Genomic DNA, 15,045 nt, shown 5'->3' on the forward strand with positions numbered 1-15,045 from the left:
CAGACAGCGCCGCCCGAACCCAGCGGCAGACAGCGCCGCCCGGGCAGCGCGGCCTCCGACGAGGCGCGCCGCACGGGCGGCGAAGGGGTCTCTCAGGCGGCCCTGCGGCGGGCCAGGATCTGCAGGAGCCGGCCGCCCACGACGAGCAGGACGCCGCCGCCGAGCATCAGGGCCACGTTGTTGCCGGTGACCGGGAGGCCGCCGCCGCTGGTGTTGCCGCCGCCGGTGCCACCGGTACCACCGCCGCCGTGGTGACCGTAGCCGTCATCGTCATCGTCGTCGCCGGGACCGTAGCCGCCGTCCGAGTCGTCGTCGGAGTCGTCGTCGCCGGGGGCGGTGGTGGAGCCGGCCGGCGCCTTCGGGGCCGCGGCGGCCGTCTCCAGGGTGCAGATGCCCAGGTCGATCAGCGAGGTCTGGTCGGCCGGGCCGGAGCCGCCGTGACCGTAGCCGCCGCTGGACTTCCACGTGTTGCGGGAGATGAGCTTCACGCGCACCGAGGCGGCCTTCGCGTAGACGCCCGTCGAGCTGAACTGCTTCTCGACCGACCCCAGCTCGACCCGCAGCACCACGACCCGGCTCGACCCCTGCGTGGAGGAGCTCTCGGTGGCCGCCGACGAGGGTGCACCGCCGCCGCCGAGCAGGCCACCCACGGCCGGCAGGCCGGGCAGCGAGCCGAGCAGGCCGGGCAGGTCGAGGCCCGGCACGACGGCGTCGGCACCGGAGACCGCGCCGCCGACCGTGCCGGAGACCGCGCTGGTGATGCCGGTCAGCAGGTCGATGAGCGACAGGCCGCCGAGGAGCGGGAGGCTCTCGGTGCGGGCCAGGTCGGCGGCGGCCTCGGTGCTCGCGGCGTCGACGGGCACGACCACGTCGACGTGGGAGCCGGCGGACGACACGCGGACCGGCGCCTGGCCGGGGATCGTGATCTCGAGGACCGGGGCGGTGTAGTCGACGGTCTTCTTGGCGCCGGCGAGGACGTGCAGCGTCGGCGGGCTGATCACCCGGACCCCGATGGCGGAGGGGCCGTTGTCCAGGAGCTTGAAGTCGGCGATGCCTCCGGTCGCGGCGGCGGTCGCGGCGGGGCGCCCGCCGGCCGAGCCGACACCGGTGACGGTGGCGCTCTCGACGGCGTTGATGCGCAGCAGCGCGCGGCCGTTACGGCCCGGCAGGACGGTGATCCCGGCGAGCGTCGCGGAGGAGGCGGCCCGCGGGCCGTCGGCGGTGGTGCAGCGGCCGGCGTTCTTCCACGAGGCCTGCGCGCGCAGGCCGCCGGTGCCCAGGCGCAGCGCGCCGAGGTCGACGCCGGCGACGTTCACCACGTCGGGCTGGTCGTTGGAGGGTGGCGCCTGCTGATACGCCCGGGGCCCGAGCACCCCGGCGGGCAGGTCGCCGCTGCTGCGCAGGTAGCGGGCGTCGGCGGCGGCGCGCAGGGTGCCTCCGGCGATGCCGGAGTGGGTGGTGGCGACCCGGAGCTCGGGCAGGACCACGCCGGACAGGCCGGTGGCGCGCAGGTCGACACGGCCCAGCGCAAGGGTGTTGCTGGCGGCGGTGGCACCGAAGCCCTCTGGGCAGGCCGCGTCGGCCGGTGCCGCCACCGCGGGTGCCGCTAACGCGACCGGGCTCAGCGCTCCGACGATCGCCGTTGCGGCGAGGGCGGCGAGGGTCCGGGCTGTTTTTGGGCGTGCGGAAGCAACAGGAGACGTCATGCTTGAGGTCCTCCGAGACCGGGAGTACGGGGGTAGCCCGCCGGGGGGCGTGCCACTGCTGCCCTCAACGAGCCCTTTCCGGCCGGAGTTACGGCCCACGTAGCGGGCTCATCCGCACTAGTAACGACGAAGTAGTTGGAATAGCTACGGGATCCCCTAAAAGAGCCAAATTGGACTTTAAAGGGCGATAGCCGCAGGCCATATAGAACTGCCAGTGATCCGCGTTACTGTGCACGCATGGGCATGCTGTGCGCGGTGAGTTTCAATCGCTACGGGCGGCTGTTCTACTTCGACCCCGGCGAGTTTCGCCCGGGAGTGGGCGACCGGGTGCTGGTGCCGACCGACGACGGGCCCGAGGTCGCGGAGTGCGTGTGGGCCGCGCAGTGGGTGAGCGAGGAGACCGAGGGCTTTCCGCGCCTGGTCGCCATGGCCGCCGACGACGACCTGCGCCGCGACGAGCTGCTGCGCAAGCGCAAGGCCGAGGCCAAGGTCGCCGCGAAGAAGCTGATCCGCGACCATGAGCTGCCGATGAAGGTCGTCGCGGTGGACCATGTGCTGGACGGCTCCGGTGGCCAGGGCGCGCGCACCACGATCTACTTCACCGCACCCCACCGGGTGGACTTCCGGTCGCTGGTCCGGGATCTGGGCGCCACGCTGCACTGCCGGGTGGAGCTGCGCCAGCTGTCGGCCCGGGACAGCGCCCGCGTGCAGGGCGGCATCGGCTCGTGCGGGCGGGACCTGTGCTGCGCGACGTTCCTCAACGACTTCGAGCCGGTCACCATCCGGATGGCGAAGGACCAGGACCTGCCGCTCAACCCGCTGCGCATCTCCGGCGCCTGTGGCCGGCTCATGTGCTGCCTGAAGTACGAACACCCGCTGTACCAGGCGTTCCAGGCCACCGCCCCGGCCGTCGGCACGCGGGTGACCACGCCCGAGGGCGAGGGCCGGGTCGTCGGGCACAGCGTGCCGCGCGACTCCGTCACCGTGCGGATGGACGCCGACGGGTCGCGCTGCTCATGCAGCCGCGCCTCGGTCTGCGGGTCCCGGCAGGCATACGAGGAGCGGTATTAGGCCACCGTCACGCTGACGGAGTGCCAGCCGGTCGCCCCGTCGGGGAACGGCGTGACCCGGTCCGGCGTCTGCACGGCGCCGGTCTTGTCGGTGGCCCGCACCCGCAGCAGGTGGTTGCCGGGCGTCGCGGCCCAGTCGAGGCGCCACTGCACCCAGGTGTCGTTCGTCGGTGAGGGAAGCATGGTGGCGGCCTGCCACGGCCCGTCGTCGACCCGCACCTCGACGGCGGCGATGCCGCGCCCCTGGGCCCACGCGACGCCGGCGACCTGGACCGGGCCGGCGGCCGGCCGGGCGAACGGCAACGGCCGGTCGATCCGGGACGCGGTCTTCACCGGCCCGCGGGCCGCCCAACCGCGCTGCACCCAGTACGCGTCATAAGAAGAGAACGTGGTCAGCTCGATTTCCGCCACCCATTTGCAGGCGCCGGCATAGCCGTAGAGACCGGGGGTAAGCATGCGCACGGGAAAGCCGTGGTCCAGCGGGAGCGGCTCGCCGTTCATACCGACGCACAGCATGGCGTCGCGCCCGTCAAGCACCACCGACAGCGGCGTGCCGATAGTCATGCCGTCCACGGACCGTGCCACCACCTGGTCGGCTCCCGGCCGCACCCGGGCCTCCCGCAGCAGGTCCGCCAGGTGCACGCCGAGCCATCGGGCCGTTCCCACGTATGGGCCGCCGACCTCGTTGGAGACGCAGTTGAGCGTGATGTCCCGCTCGATCAGCGGGCGGCTGAGCAGGTCGTCGAAGGACAGTTCGAGCGGCCGGTCGACCATGCCCTTGACCCGGAGCCGCCAGCCGCCCACGTCGACGCGGGGCACGGTGAGGGCGGTGTCGACGCGGTAGAAGTCGCGGTTCGCGGTGATGAGACCGGCCGGCAGCGGCGGCGCGGCGGAGGCCGGGGCGGGGAGCCGGATCGACTCGCGGGACCGGTCGGCGGCGCTGCGCCCGGCGGCGTGCAGGGCGGCGGCACCCACCCCGGCAACGGCCGCTCCGGCGCCGACGATGGCGGCGGTACCGATGAACGCGCGCCGATCGAGCAGCCGCGCCGGTCGCCGCTCATCGCCCTCGACGCCCCCGGCGGCCCCGACGGCCCCGACGGCCCCGACGCCCTCGACGGCCCCGACGGCGGCGGCGGCCGGCGCCGCAGCGGGAAAGCCGGCCAACCGGCGGAGCAGCAGCAGCAGCGCGCCGGCCGCGACGGCGCCACCGAGCAGGGACGGCAGGCCGTCCAGCAGCCCGGCGGCCGGGCGGCTGGCCGCGGCGGCCGCCCCGGCGAGCCCGAGGAGCGCGGCGCCGGCGAGTCCGTAGACCCGCCGGCGCAGCCCGAGCACGCCCACGATCGCGGCGAAGACGACCAGCCCGGCCGCGATCCCGGTCAGCAGGAGCGGCTTGTCGTTGGTGCCGAAGGTGCGCACCGCCCACTCCTTCACCGGCGTCGGGGTGGCGTCGATGATGACGCCGCCGACGCCGACGACCGGACCCGCGGCGGGGACGACCAGCGCGGCGAACAGCTCACCGGTGGCGATCCCCGCGCCGGCGGCGAGCACCCCCGAGAGGGCGGCCCGGATCCTCACGGGATCAGGCCTTCGGCATGAGGACGGTGTCCACGATGTACACGATGGCGTTGGCGGTCTGCACGTTGCCGCAGACGACCATCGACGCACCGTTGACGGTGAAGCTGGTGCCGCTGCCGGTGACGGTCAGATCGGTGCCCTGCACGGTCTTGTGGGTGCCGGCGAGCTGCGCGGGCGTGAGCTTCTCACCGATCACGTGGTAGGTCAGGATGCTGGTGAGGGTCTTGTTGTCGGCGAGGACCTTGGCCAGGTCGGCCTGCGGGATCTTGGCGAACGCCGCGTCGGTCGGCGCGAAGACGGTGCCGGCGGGCAGGGTGTTGAGCGTGTCGACCAGGTTGGCCTGCTTGGCGGCGGTGACCAGGGTCTTCAGCACCGGGTTGCCGGCGGCGGCGGTGCCCACGGGGACCTTCGCCATGGCGGTGAAGCTGCCCGCGTTGGCCGGGTCGGTCGGCACGGCGGCGCAGCCGGCGCCGAACGGCGCGTCGGCCATCGCGGCGGCGCTGGTGGGCGCGGCCATGGTCGTCGCCGCCCCGGTGGTCATCGCCGGAGCGGCCGTGTCTTTGTCGTCGGAGGATCCGCAGGCGGCGGTACCCGCCAGGACCAGCATCAGGGCGGCGGCGAGCGAAACAGCGCGCATGGTGATTTTTCCCTTCGTAAGCGGATGTACACCATGTCTTCGGAGCGCCCCCGGTGATCGGATTGGTGCGACTTTCGAGGAGGCCCCGGACGGGTGACGCGTCACCCGTCCGGGGCCGGACGATCCCTTATGCCGGGACGACGCCCCAGGCCAGCGCACCGCCGATGAACGCCGGCACGGTGGCGGCGTCCGCGAAGGACGTCCCCGCGCCACGGCTGTAGTCGTTGGCCTCGTTGACCGGCTGCCAGTCGGTGCGGCTGACCCGCAGCTGGATCTCGCCGCTGTTGCCGCCGGGCGCCACGCTGCCACCGGTGAAGGTGACCTCGATGTAGGCGTCGGCGCCGTTGGCCGCGGACGGCAGGTTCACCACGCGGGTGGCGAGGTTGCCGCAGCCGACGACGGCCCAGTCGCACCAGATGCTGTACGAGGCGCCGTCACGGGTGAAGTAGTAGCGGACCGCGACGGTGTTGAGGGCGAGCGCGGTGCTGCCGCCGTTGACGACCTGCAGCCCGGGCTTGATCTCCTGGTCGTTGGTCGGGACGCTGTTGTTGCGGTACTGCACCCGCACGACCCCGGTCGGGTTGGCGGCGGTCGTGCCGCTCACCGCGGCCGAGGCCGCCGAGACGTTGCCGGCCGCGTCGCGGGCCCGCACGGTGTAGCTGTAGGTGGTGTTCGCCGCCAGCCCGGTGTCCACATAGGACGTGCCGGCCGGGCTGCCGACCTTCGTGGTGCCGCGGTACACGTCGTAGCCGGCGACCGAGCCGCTGTTGTCGGTCGACGCCGCCCACGAGAGCGAGACGCTGCTGGTCGTGGTGCCGGTGACGGCCGGGGCGCCCGGGACCGACGGCGGGGTGGTGTCGACCGGCGTGCTGGTCGTGGTGGCGGTGCGGGCGGCCGAGGCCGCGGAGACGTTGCCGGCCGCGTCGAAGGCCCGCACGGTGTAGCTGTACGTGGTGCTCTGCGCGAGACCGGTGTCCGTGAAGGACGGGGTGGCCGAGGTGCCGACCTTGGTGGCGCCGCGGTAGATGTCGTAGCCGGCGACGGTGCCGCTGTTGTCCGTCGAGGCGGTCCAGGTCAGCGAGACGCTCGTGCCGGTGGTGCCGGCCACGGTGAGGCCCGCCGGCACCGACGGTGCGACGGTGTCCGAGGTGCCGCCGTAGCGGTCGTTGAGGCTCAGGCCGTTGGTGCCGAGCTTGACGTTGTGGTCGAGGCCGACGAACTTGTTCTGGTACGACCACAGCGCCGGCTTCAGCATCGCGTACTTGGCCTCGTCCCAGGTCTTCCAGTCGTCCAGCAGCAGGCCGCCGGTGTCGCCGGAGTTGGGGTTGAGCACCCAGAACGTCTGGCTGATGCGCTTCTCGATGATGGTGTCGCGCAGGGCGTACATCCACTTGTCCTGGCGGGCGTCCTGGCCGAGCCGGCCGCCCCACTCGCCGACGAGCAGCGGCGCGGTGTTGTCGTTGTGGATGTAGAGCCAGTTCGGCGTCCACACGTCGGTGGTCAGCGTCGCCTTGTCGAACGGCTTCTGGAACCACGGCTGCTCGTAGACGAGCGGGCCGTAGTCGTGCGGCGAGTAGACGAGGTGGTTGCCCAGGTTCACGGGGAAGTCGCGCACCCCGCGCAGGTTGCCGCCCCACCAGTTGCCGTAGTAGTCGGCCTCGGCGGTCGAGGACCAGTTGGTGCCGTTCTTCGGGAAGATCTCGATGCCCTCGCAGAGGATGAGCATGTTCGGGTTCTTCGCGAGGATCCGGTTGCCGGCGACCTGGCAGGTGTTCTTGAAGTTGTCCTGGTCCGTGGAGTTGTCCCACTTGGCCCGCGGCGACTCCGACCACTTGCCGTGCGGCTCGTTCTTGATGTCGGCCGCGACGAGGGTGTCGTCGTTCTTGTACCGGTCGATCACCCACTCCCACGCCTGGTAGAACAGCTCGGGCGTGATCGAGCCCTTCCACCACACCGGGTAGATGTGCCCGGAGTTGTCGGCCTCGGCGGAGTGCACGTCGAGCATCACCTTGATGCCGTTCTGCTTGCACAGCAGCAGGAAGTAGTCGAAGACCTGCAGCGTGGTCTTGCCCAGCAGCTCGGGGTTGGCGTACGTGTTCACGCCGCTGGGCACGGCGGCCTGGCCGGCCTTCCACTCCAGCAGCAGCTGGGTCGAGATCGGCACCCGGACGATGTTGATGCCGCGGTCGGCCATCGACTTGGTGATCTCGGTGATGTTGCCGCTCCACAGGCCGTGGAAGACCCGCTCGGTGGCGTTGAAGCCGAACCAGTTGGTGCCGGTCAGCCAGACCTCGTTGCCCTGGCTGTCGACGATCTTGTTGCCGGCGGTGTGCAGCCAGTCCGCGGTGTCGGCGGCGGCGGCCGGAGCCGACGAGACGAACGGCGCGAGCGGCACGAGCAGCACGGCCGCGGCGGCGGCCAGGAGTTTTCGATGCAGGCGAAAACGCATGCGCGGAGTCCTTCCAGATGGCGGTCCAGAATTACGGGAGCGCTCCCAAGCGGTGGCGGCGCGCATGGGAGCGCTCCCGGTGACGGGTAGCGTAAGCATGTCGACACCATCGCGAAACAATGGCGAACATCGTTGGCACCTTTGTCCCGCAGCGCGCCGGGACCGGCAGCTGGAGGTCCCGGCAATGACCACAGTCCTCATCGCCGACGACAACAGCGTGGTCCGGGCCGTCGTCCGCGAGATGCTGACCGGCGACCTCCAGGTGGTCGCCGAGGCGGCCAACGGCGCCGAGGCCCTCCGGCTCGCCCGGCTGCACCGCCCGGACGTGACCCTGCTGGACCACCGCATGCCGGTCCGCGACGGCCTGTCCGTCGTCGGGGCGATCAGCGTGCACAGCCGGGTGCTGATGCTGACCCGCAGCGCCGACGACCGCACGGTCCTGGACGCCGTGCGCTCCGGCGCGATCGGGTTCCTGGTGCACGGCCAGTTCGGCCCGGCGGAGCTGCTGCACGCGGTCCGCGCCGTCGCCGGCGGCGAGTCGCACCTGTCGCCGAGCGCCGCCAGGGTGCTGGTGTCCGCGGTGCGCGCGGCGCCGGCCCGGCTCGGGCTGTCCCAGCGGGAGGCCGAGGTGATGGACCTGATCGCCCGCGGACTGTCCAATGGGGACATCGCGGCGACCCTGGTCCTTTCATCGAAGACGGTGGAGAACCACGTGAACCGCATCTTCGCCAAGCTCGGCGTCACCAGCCGCACCGGCGCGATCCGGCGCTGGCGCACCTGAGCCGCGGCCACCGTGCACCCAAATCTGTTGGGTGCGGCCCGCGCTCAGCCTCGAAAGACGGCCCGGGAGCACCCAGCGGGAGTTTCGGGAAGCGTTGCCAACCGGGCCTGCCCGTGGTGTCGTGGCGGCATGCGGGTCCTGGTCATCAGCACCACCGGTAACAGCCTCGCCGAGCTGCTGCGCCCCTGCGCCGGCGGGCTCGACGTGCGCCCGTTGCTGCACGTGCTCAACGGCGGGCGGATCGACGCCGATCTCGTCGTGCTGCACACCCACGCACCGATCCGCGAGCTGACCGCGCTCGCCACGCTGCCGCCGCCACGGCCGCCGGTGCTGGTCGTGGCGCACGCGGTGGTGCCGGGCGACGTGGTGCCGATCCTGCGCTCCGGCGCGCGCAGCCTGCTGGTCGAGGGCCAGTACACCCGGGCGGACCTGCTGGACGCGGCCCGGGCCACCGCCGAAGGTCAGAGCAGGCTGTCACCGCTGCCGATGTCGATCGTGGTCGATCACGTGCAGCACCGCGCCGCCGACCGGTCGCCGGCGCTGCTGCACCAGCCGCTGACCCGCCGCGAGCACGAGATCATGGAGCTGATCGCGGCCGGCGAGCCCAACGCCGCGATCGCGACGCGCCTCGACCTGGCGGAGAAGACGGTCCGCAACCGGGTCAGCCAGATCTACCTGAAGCTGCGCGTCAACAACCGCACCGAGGCGATCGTGCAGTGGCTCAGCCGCACCGAACGCCGTTCAGGCTGAACGCCGTCGGTGCCGGGTTGGCGCCCTGCCAGGTGCCCTGCAGCCCGAACGTGAGCGTCGCGGCGGGCGCCAGCTTCGGCGTGACCCCACCGTCCTCGACGAGGACCGTCGCGCCCGACTGGGTGACGATCGCGCCCCAGTAGCTGGTGAGTTTCTGCCCGGCGGAGAACTCGAAGCGCAGCGACCACCCGTCGATCGCCTTCGTGCCCGTGTTGGTCAGGACCACGTCGGCGATGAAGCCGGGATCCCATTCATTGCGCTTCGAATAGCGCACTTTGCAGGCATTTGCTGCGTCGGTACCGGTAGACCCTCCGATGCCGGTGCCGCCTCCGGCGGCGGGTGCCGGGCCGGACGTGGCCACCGCGGGGCTTTTCGGCGGTTTCGGGCCGGCCGGTGCGGCGCTCGACGGCGCCGGTGACCCGCCGGGCGCGGTGGCGGGCGTCTGTGCGCCGGGCAGCGACGGGCCGGCACCGGCGGGCGGCGCGGCGATCCGGTCGCGGGGCGGATCGTCGGCGCCGCTGAACGGCAGGATCAGCGCCACCGGCAGGGCGGCGGCGACGGCACCGACGAGCAGCCGCAGCCGGCGCGACGGCGGCGCACCGACCGGCGCCGGCTCGGCCGGGACGACCGCGGTGACCCGGGTGCCGCCGCCGGGACGGGACCACACCGTCAGCGTCCCGCCGCACACCCGGGCCCGCTCGTCCATCCCGACCAGGCCGTGGCTGCCGGCGAGCTGCAGGTGGCTCAGGTCGCCGGGCACGGTGAAGCCGGCCCCGTCGTCGCGGACCTCCAGGGTCACCGTGCCCCCGGCGCGGGTCAGCGACACCGCGACCAGTTCGGCGCGGGCGTGCGCGGCGACGTTGCGCAGCGCCTCGCGCAGGATCCAGCACAGCTCGACACCCACCTCCGGCGCGATGTCGATCTTGGGTGCGGTGTCCCCGTCGGCGTTGTGCAGGATGACCCCGACGCCGCTGGTCACCGACCACTCCCGGGCGATCGCGGCGACCAGGTCCGACAGTGGCGCGTCGGCCGGGTTGGATCGCAGCTCATCGATGAGCACCCGGGCGTCGCGGGCCGCGTCGAGCGTGCCGTCGCGCAGCGTCGCCGCGAGCCGGCTGGCCCGGTCCGGCTCGGTGAGGGTGCCCGGCAGGGCCGCCGCGCCGAGCGCGATCGCGTCGAGGGTCTTGCTGAGCGAGTCGTGCATCTCCCGGGCCAGCCTGGCCCGCTCCGCCGCCGCGGCGGCGGCCCGGGCCTCGACCCGCAGCCGCTCGCCCCGCGCCGTCCACGCCCGCCGGACCCGCAGCGCGGCGACCGGCAGCAGCCCGGCCGCGGCGACGACCGCGAACACGGCGAGCCCGGCCCGGCCGGTCCCGGTCGCGGTCCCGGTCTCTGGGCGCAGCCACCACAGCAGCGCCGCCGCCGGCAGCCAGATCACCGCGGCGGCGGGACCGAGCAGGGTGCCCGCAAGGGCGGCGGCGGCCGCCAGGGGGATCACGGCGAGCGCTCCGGGCAGGCCGCCGTAACCCACCCCGGCGATGGTCGCTCCCGTGGCGGCGAGCAGCGACACGACCGCACGAAGACGCACAGAGTCACGCATGGTGCGACGAGTATCACCCGCGACGCCTCAGCCCGCTACTGTCCCGGCGGGCAGCTGGCGTTCGAGGTCACCGGCCGGCACCGGCCCGGAGAAGTAGCGTCCCTGCGCCTTCTCGCAGCCCAGCAGCGTCAGCTCACGCGCCTGCCCCTCGTCCTCGACGCCCTCGGCGACGGTGTCCAGGTGCAGCATCTGCCCGAGCCGCAGCACCGCCTGCGCGACCGCCGAGCCCTTCGAGGTGCCGTCGAGCTCGGCGACGAAGCAGCTGTCGAGCTTGAGCGCGTCGACGGGCAGGCGGGTCAGGTACCGCAGCGACGAGTGGCCGGTGCCGAAGTCGTCCAGGGCGATGCGGATCCCGGCCGTGCTCAGCGCCTCGAGCTGCCGCAGGTCGGGCTCGCCGGCGACCGCGCTCTCGGGCACCTCCAGCACCAGGTGCCCGGCGAAGAACCCGGCCCGCTCCAGGATCTCCAGCACCTGCCCGGTGAAGCCCTGGTTGTCCAGCTGCCGGGGCGAGATGTTGACGTTGAGCTGCAGCGAGGGCACCCGCCGCTGCCACGCCTTGGCCTGCGCGCAGGCCTGCTCCAGCACCCAGCGGCCCAGCTCCTCGATCAGCCCGGCGCGCTCGGCGAGCGGGACGAACAGCTCCGGTTCGAGCAGCCCGCGCCGCGGGTGCTCCCACCGCACGAGCGCCTCCACCCCGGTCACCTCGCGGCTCGGCAGCGCGACGATCGGCAGGTACAGCAGGCGCAGCTGTCCCTCCCCGATCGCGCCGCGCAGCTCGTGCTCCAGCGACAGCTCCGCCTCGCCGGTCAGGCTGCGGTCCCAGCACTGCCAGCGGGGGCCGCCGGTGCGCCGCTTCGCCTGATACATGGCCAGGTCGGCGCGGTGCAGCAGCTCGTCGGTGGTGCACTCGCCGGGGCCGGCGATCGCGACGCCGATGCTCGCCGACGCGCGCAGCGTCTGCTCGCCGAACGGGATCGGCTGCTCCGTCGCGGCCACGATCCGCTTGGCGACGGCGACGGCGTGGTCGACCCGGCCGATGTCGTGCAGGACCACCGCGAACTCGTCGCCGCCGAGCCGGCCGACCAGGTCGCCGCCGAGCACGCTGCGGCGCATCATCTCGCCGAACTCCACCAGCAACCGGTCCCCGGCCTCGTGCCCGAGGGTGTCGTTGACCTGCTTGAAGCCGTTCATGTCGATGAGCAGCACCGCGGTGCTGCGCGCGGTCCGCTCCCCGCGGGCGAGGGCCCGGGCGAGGACCTCGTGCACCCTGGAGCGGTTCGCCAGGCCGGTGAGCCCGTCGGTGACCGCCATCTCGCGGCTCTCCTGCTGGACGAGGCCCTGCCGCAGCACCACCAGGCCGGTGATGCCGAACGCGCCGACGACGAGCCCGGCCCACGGGTACGCCTGCTCCTGCCGCACGGCGGCCAGGATCATCAGCGCGTAGCCGACGCCGATCGCCGCGTACGGCAGCTTCCCCGCGAACCCGCGGCGGGTGGCGTGCGCCTCGGGCCGGTCCGCCACACCCCGGTGCGCCTGCCGGTTCTGCTCGACGGCGGCGACCGCGAGCAGGAAGTGCGTCGTGGTCCAGCAGACGAACTGCCAGGCCGTGCGCTCGACCTCGGCGGCGTGCGCCTGCATGTAGCCGAGGTAGCCGTCGCCGAGGGTGAACACGACCATGGCGACGGCCACGATGCCCAGCGGCCGGCGGGACGTGGGGTCCGCACCGCGCAGCAGCACCTTGGCGATGCCGAACAGCAGGGCGAGGTCGGCGGCGGGGTAGGCGGCCGCGGCGACGACGGTGCCGACCGACGCCCCCTTGGCCAGGATGTACGGGCCGACCACGAAGTACCACATCAGCATCGCCGCGCCGGCCAGGACCGTGGCCGCGTCCAGGACGTGCTTGTGGCGCTCCATGCGGGTCGCCGAGTGCAGCGGGAACGTCTGCACCGCGAACAGCAGCATCAGCACGAACGCCAGGTGCGCGGCGTCGCCCGGGGACGGGAACGGCCGCGGGCCGGTGACGGTGAAGATGCCCACCACGCTGAGCGCCAGCGCGTACCCGAACGACATGAACCGCCACGAGCGCCGGGTCCGCTCGGTGAGCCCGTCGTGCCGGGCGGCGCGGACGGCACCGAACAGCCCGGCGGCGCCGAAGACGAACATCCCGGCTCCGGCGGGCGCGTCGATCGGGACCCGCCCCGTGCTGACCGCGCCGGCGATGCCCGCGAGGGTGAGCCCGTACAGGCCGCCGAGCACCCAGAGCATGGCGGTCCACCGCCTCGTCCGCTGGTCGTCTACCACCGCGATGGCAACCCACTCCCCGAAACCGCTGCTCCTTGTCGATCGTCCTTTCGGCGGGGTACGGGTGCGGCTGAGCGAAACGGCCAGGTCTTCGGCCACGCCTTCCACATCAGCGCGGCCCTGACGCGTCAGCGCAGCCTTGACGCGTCAGCGCAGCCCCTGACGCCGAAGGCCGCCGGAAAGGTTCGGGTCCGATACAGGCCTGCGAATCTTCGCTGATGTCGATACGGTGATCGAGCACAGCACCTGACGGGGGAAGGAGGTGCTCGTGGATTCGCTTGCCCTGAAACAGGTTCCGGTCGTCGACCGGCCCGCTCCGCGCATCGTGCTGCTGGTCGCGGCGACTGCGGGCGTGGTCGCCCAGGGCGGTTTCTACCTACCGGGCCGAATCCTGGTGACCCTGCTGGTCGCGGCCGCGTGCCTGCTGGCCCTGCACGCCCACCGGGACCTCTTCGCCGGGCACGCCGCGGTCCTCGGCACCGCCGCCGCGGTCGCCGGCTGGGCGCTGGTGCGCGGTGCGACGAGCGGCGGGCTGCCGGTCGCCGCCGCCGTCACGGCGAGCCTCGCCACGCTGGTCGTCGCGCAGGCGGTGGTGCGCCGCACCGCACCGGCCGGCCGCGTCTGGATCGCGTCCGGCCTGGTCGCGCTCGGCACCCTCGTCGCCGTCACCGGCTGGGCCGGCGTCGCGTGGCGGATCGGGCGCTGGTCGGTGCTCGTCGAGTCGACGTTGTGGCGGGCCGCGTCCACGCTGACCTATTCGAACGCCGCCGCGGCGGTCCTCGCCGTCACCGCGCTGCTGGCGCTGGCGATGACGCTCACCGAGCCCGGGACCTGGCGGTGGCCCTGCGCCGTCTACCTGACGCAGGTCGGCCTGGCCGCGACGCTGAGCCGGGCCGGGGCGCTCGCGTTCGCCGCCGGTCTGGTCGTGTTCGCCGCCGCGGCCGGGGCCCGGGCCGTGCTCCGGCACGCCGTCCCGGCCGCGTTCGGCGCGGCGGTCGCCCTGGCGGCGCTGGTCCCGTCGTTCCCGGCCGGCGGCCGGCCCGAGCCGCTGCTCGCGGTCGGCGGCCTGTTGGCGGGCGGTGCCGTCGCCGTCCTGGTGCCGCGGCTGCACGGCCGGCCCCTGTTCGCCGCGGTGGCGGCAGCGGCGGCGGCCGTGATCGGCGGCGGCTGGCTGCTGGCCGGGGGCGGGCCACGCCCGGCGGCGCTGGACAAGCTGCTCGACCGGCGGGCGACGTTCGCGTCGCAGGGCCGCTCCGGCGCCACCGACTCGGCGCTGGACCTGGTCGCCGCGCACCCCGTCGTGGGCAGTGGGCCGGGCCAGGCGCGGTTCTTCTGGACCGACCACACCGGCCAGCTGGTGGTGAGCCGGTGGGTCCACAACGAATACCTGCAGTGGCTGGTCGACCTCGGCGCGACCGGTCTCGTCCTGCTGCTCGCGCTGTGCGCCGCACTGTTCGCGCTCATGCGGCGCGGCCGGCGCGACGTCGTGCCCGTCGCGCTCATGCGGGGCGGCCGGCAGGACGGCGTGCCCGCACCGCTGTGGGCGGGTGCCGCGGCCGCCGTCGCCGCGCTCGCGCTGCACAGCGCCTTTGACTTCCTGTGGGAGCTGGCGGTCGTCCCAGTGATCCTCGGTGCCCTGGTGGGCATCGCGGCGCCCTCCCACAACGAAGAGTCCGCACCACCACCCAACGGGGAGGAAACACCTTGAACATCAAGAAGTCGAAGCTCGGCGTGGCCGCGCTCGCGGTCGGCGGGGTGCTCGCGTTCGCCGTGCCGGCCGGCGCCGCGGTCAACCTGCAGTCGGAGTCGCCGGGCGCCCTGGCCATCAAGATCACCAAGAACGCGCAGATCAAGGCCAACGGCGCGGCCACGATCGTGACGCTGACCGTCACCTGCCCCACCAACTGGGTCTTCACCGCCGACGTGAGCGTCACCCAGACCGTCGGCAGCATCACCACCAGCGGCCGCGGCTACACCTACGAGGCGCCCTGCACCGGCGCGGCGCAGAAGGTGAAGATCCCGGTGACGGCGTCACCCGCGCCGTTCCAGCTCGGCGTCGCCTACGCCCTCGGCAACCTGTCGGCGCGCAACCTCTACAACTCCAACTACGCCTACGCGAACACCGGTCGCGAGATCGTCAACGTCCAGTCCTGACCGTCCCTGACCCGTCACCCGGCGC

11 protein-coding genes and 1 pseudogene are annotated in these 15,045 nt (G+C 73.3%); 5 read left to right on the forward strand and 7 right to left on the reverse strand.

Annotated features, from left to right (window positions below):
* Window positions 1–92: 92 nt before the first annotated feature.
* A complete protein-coding gene (locus Dsi01nite_RS42780; RefSeq protein WP_203852159.1) occupies window positions 93–1,706 on the reverse strand; it encodes a hypothetical protein in 1,614 nt (537 codons plus the stop codon).
* Window positions 1,707–1,943: 237 nt separating this feature from the next.
* Here Dsi01nite_RS42780 and Dsi01nite_RS42785 point away from each other — a divergent pair, with 237 nt between their 5' ends.
* Complete coding sequence (locus Dsi01nite_RS42785; protein WP_203852160.1) at window positions 1,944–2,777, forward strand: PSP1 domain-containing protein; 834 nt, start codon at window positions 1,944–1,946, stop codon at window positions 2,775–2,777.
* On the opposite strand, the gene Dsi01nite_RS42790 is transcribed toward Dsi01nite_RS42785, so the two are convergent.
* The 4 genes and pseudogenes from Dsi01nite_RS42790 to Dsi01nite_RS42800 form a co-directional block, all read right to left on the reverse strand.
* On the reverse strand, window positions 2,774–4,351 hold the full coding sequence (locus Dsi01nite_RS42790; RefSeq protein WP_203852161.1) for a molybdopterin-dependent oxidoreductase: 1,578 nt from the start codon (window positions 4,349–4,351) through the stop codon (window positions 2,774–2,776). The two genes, Dsi01nite_RS42785 and Dsi01nite_RS42790, sit on opposite strands and share 4 nt — an antisense overlap.
* 4 nt (window positions 4,352–4,355) lie before the next feature.
* Window positions 4,356–4,988, reverse strand: coding sequence for a fasciclin domain-containing protein (locus Dsi01nite_RS42795; RefSeq protein WP_203852162.1), 633 nt, complete (start codon window positions 4,986–4,988; stop codon window positions 4,356–4,358).
* 127 nt (window positions 4,989–5,115) lie between these two features.
* Window positions 5,116–5,592, reverse strand: coding sequence for a cellulose binding domain-containing protein (locus Dsi01nite_RS59235; RefSeq protein ID WP_239136597.1), 477 nt, complete (start codon window positions 5,590–5,592; stop codon window positions 5,116–5,118).
* A pseudogene (locus Dsi01nite_RS42800) lies at window positions 5,566–7,437 on the reverse strand (cellulase family glycosylhydrolase); the annotation flags it as partial. The gene Dsi01nite_RS59235 and the pseudogene Dsi01nite_RS42800, both read right to left, overlap by 27 nt.
* A gap of 184 nt (window positions 7,438–7,621) precedes the next feature.
* On the opposite strand from Dsi01nite_RS42800, the gene Dsi01nite_RS42805 reads away from it, so the two are divergent.
* A complete protein-coding gene (locus tag Dsi01nite_RS42805) occupies window positions 7,622–8,218 on the forward strand; it encodes a response regulator (protein ID WP_203852164.1) in 597 nt (198 codons plus the stop codon).
* Between the two features lie 129 nt (window positions 8,219–8,347).
* Complete coding sequence (locus Dsi01nite_RS42810) at window positions 8,348–8,968, forward strand: LuxR C-terminal-related transcriptional regulator (RefSeq protein WP_203852165.1); 621 nt, start codon at window positions 8,348–8,350, stop codon at window positions 8,966–8,968.
* On the opposite strand, the gene Dsi01nite_RS42815 is transcribed toward Dsi01nite_RS42810, so the two are convergent.
* Together Dsi01nite_RS42815 and Dsi01nite_RS42820 are read right to left on the reverse strand one after the other, a co-directional pair.
* The gene (locus tag Dsi01nite_RS42815) at window positions 8,940–10,553 is read right to left on the reverse strand and encodes a cellulose binding domain-containing protein (RefSeq protein WP_203852166.1); all 1,614 of its coding nucleotides are present in this window, start codon (window positions 10,551–10,553) and stop codon (window positions 8,940–8,942) included. The two genes, Dsi01nite_RS42810 and Dsi01nite_RS42815, sit on opposite strands and share 29 nt — an antisense overlap.
* A gap of 39 nt (window positions 10,554–10,592) precedes the next feature.
* Entirely contained in the window at window positions 10,593–12,830 is a 2,238-nt protein-coding gene (locus Dsi01nite_RS42820; protein WP_203852167.1) for a putative bifunctional diguanylate cyclase/phosphodiesterase, read from the reverse strand.
* Window positions 12,831–13,134: 304 nt separating this feature from the next.
* On the opposite strand from Dsi01nite_RS42820, the gene Dsi01nite_RS42825 reads away from it, so the two are divergent.
* Window positions 13,135–14,574, forward strand: a complete 1,440-nt coding sequence (locus Dsi01nite_RS42825; protein ID WP_203852168.1) for an O-antigen ligase family protein — start codon at window positions 13,135–13,137, stop codon at window positions 14,572–14,574.
* On the forward strand, window positions 14,571–15,020 hold the full coding sequence (locus Dsi01nite_RS42830; RefSeq protein WP_203852169.1) for a hypothetical protein: 450 nt from the start codon (window positions 14,571–14,573) through the stop codon (window positions 15,018–15,020). Before Dsi01nite_RS42825 ends, Dsi01nite_RS42830 begins: the two co-directional genes overlap by 4 nt.
* Window positions 15,021–15,045: the final 25 nt, after the last annotated feature.

It is taken from the genome of Dactylosporangium siamense (genome assembly GCF_016862795.1).
GTDB lineage: Bacteria > Actinomycetota > Actinomycetes > Mycobacteriales > Micromonosporaceae > Dactylosporangium > Dactylosporangium siamense.

What these genes read in the sequence shown, in the direction of transcription:
- Dsi01nite_RS42780 (WP_203852159.1), bottom strand. Translation starts at nt 1,706, where the DNA reads ATGACGTCTCCTGTTGCTTCCGCACGCCCAAAAACAGCCCGGACCCTC.
- Dsi01nite_RS42785 (WP_203852160.1), top strand. Translation starts at nt 1,944, where the DNA reads ATGGGCATGCTGTGCGCGGTGAGTTTCAATCGCTACGGGCGGCTGTTC.
- Dsi01nite_RS42795 (WP_203852162.1), bottom strand. Translation starts at nt 4,988, where the DNA reads ATGCGCGCTGTTTCGCTCGCCGCCGCCCTGATGCTGGTCCTGGCGGGT.
- Dsi01nite_RS42805 (WP_203852164.1), top strand. Translation starts at nt 7,622, where the DNA reads ATGACCACAGTCCTCATCGCCGACGACAACAGCGTGGTCCGGGCCGTC.
- Dsi01nite_RS42810 (WP_203852165.1), top strand. Translation starts at nt 8,348, where the DNA reads ATGCGGGTCCTGGTCATCAGCACCACCGGTAACAGCCTCGCCGAGCTG.
- Dsi01nite_RS42820 (WP_203852167.1), bottom strand. Translation starts at nt 12,830, where the DNA reads ATGCTCTGGGTGCTCGGCGGCCTGTACGGGCTCACCCTCGCGGGCATC.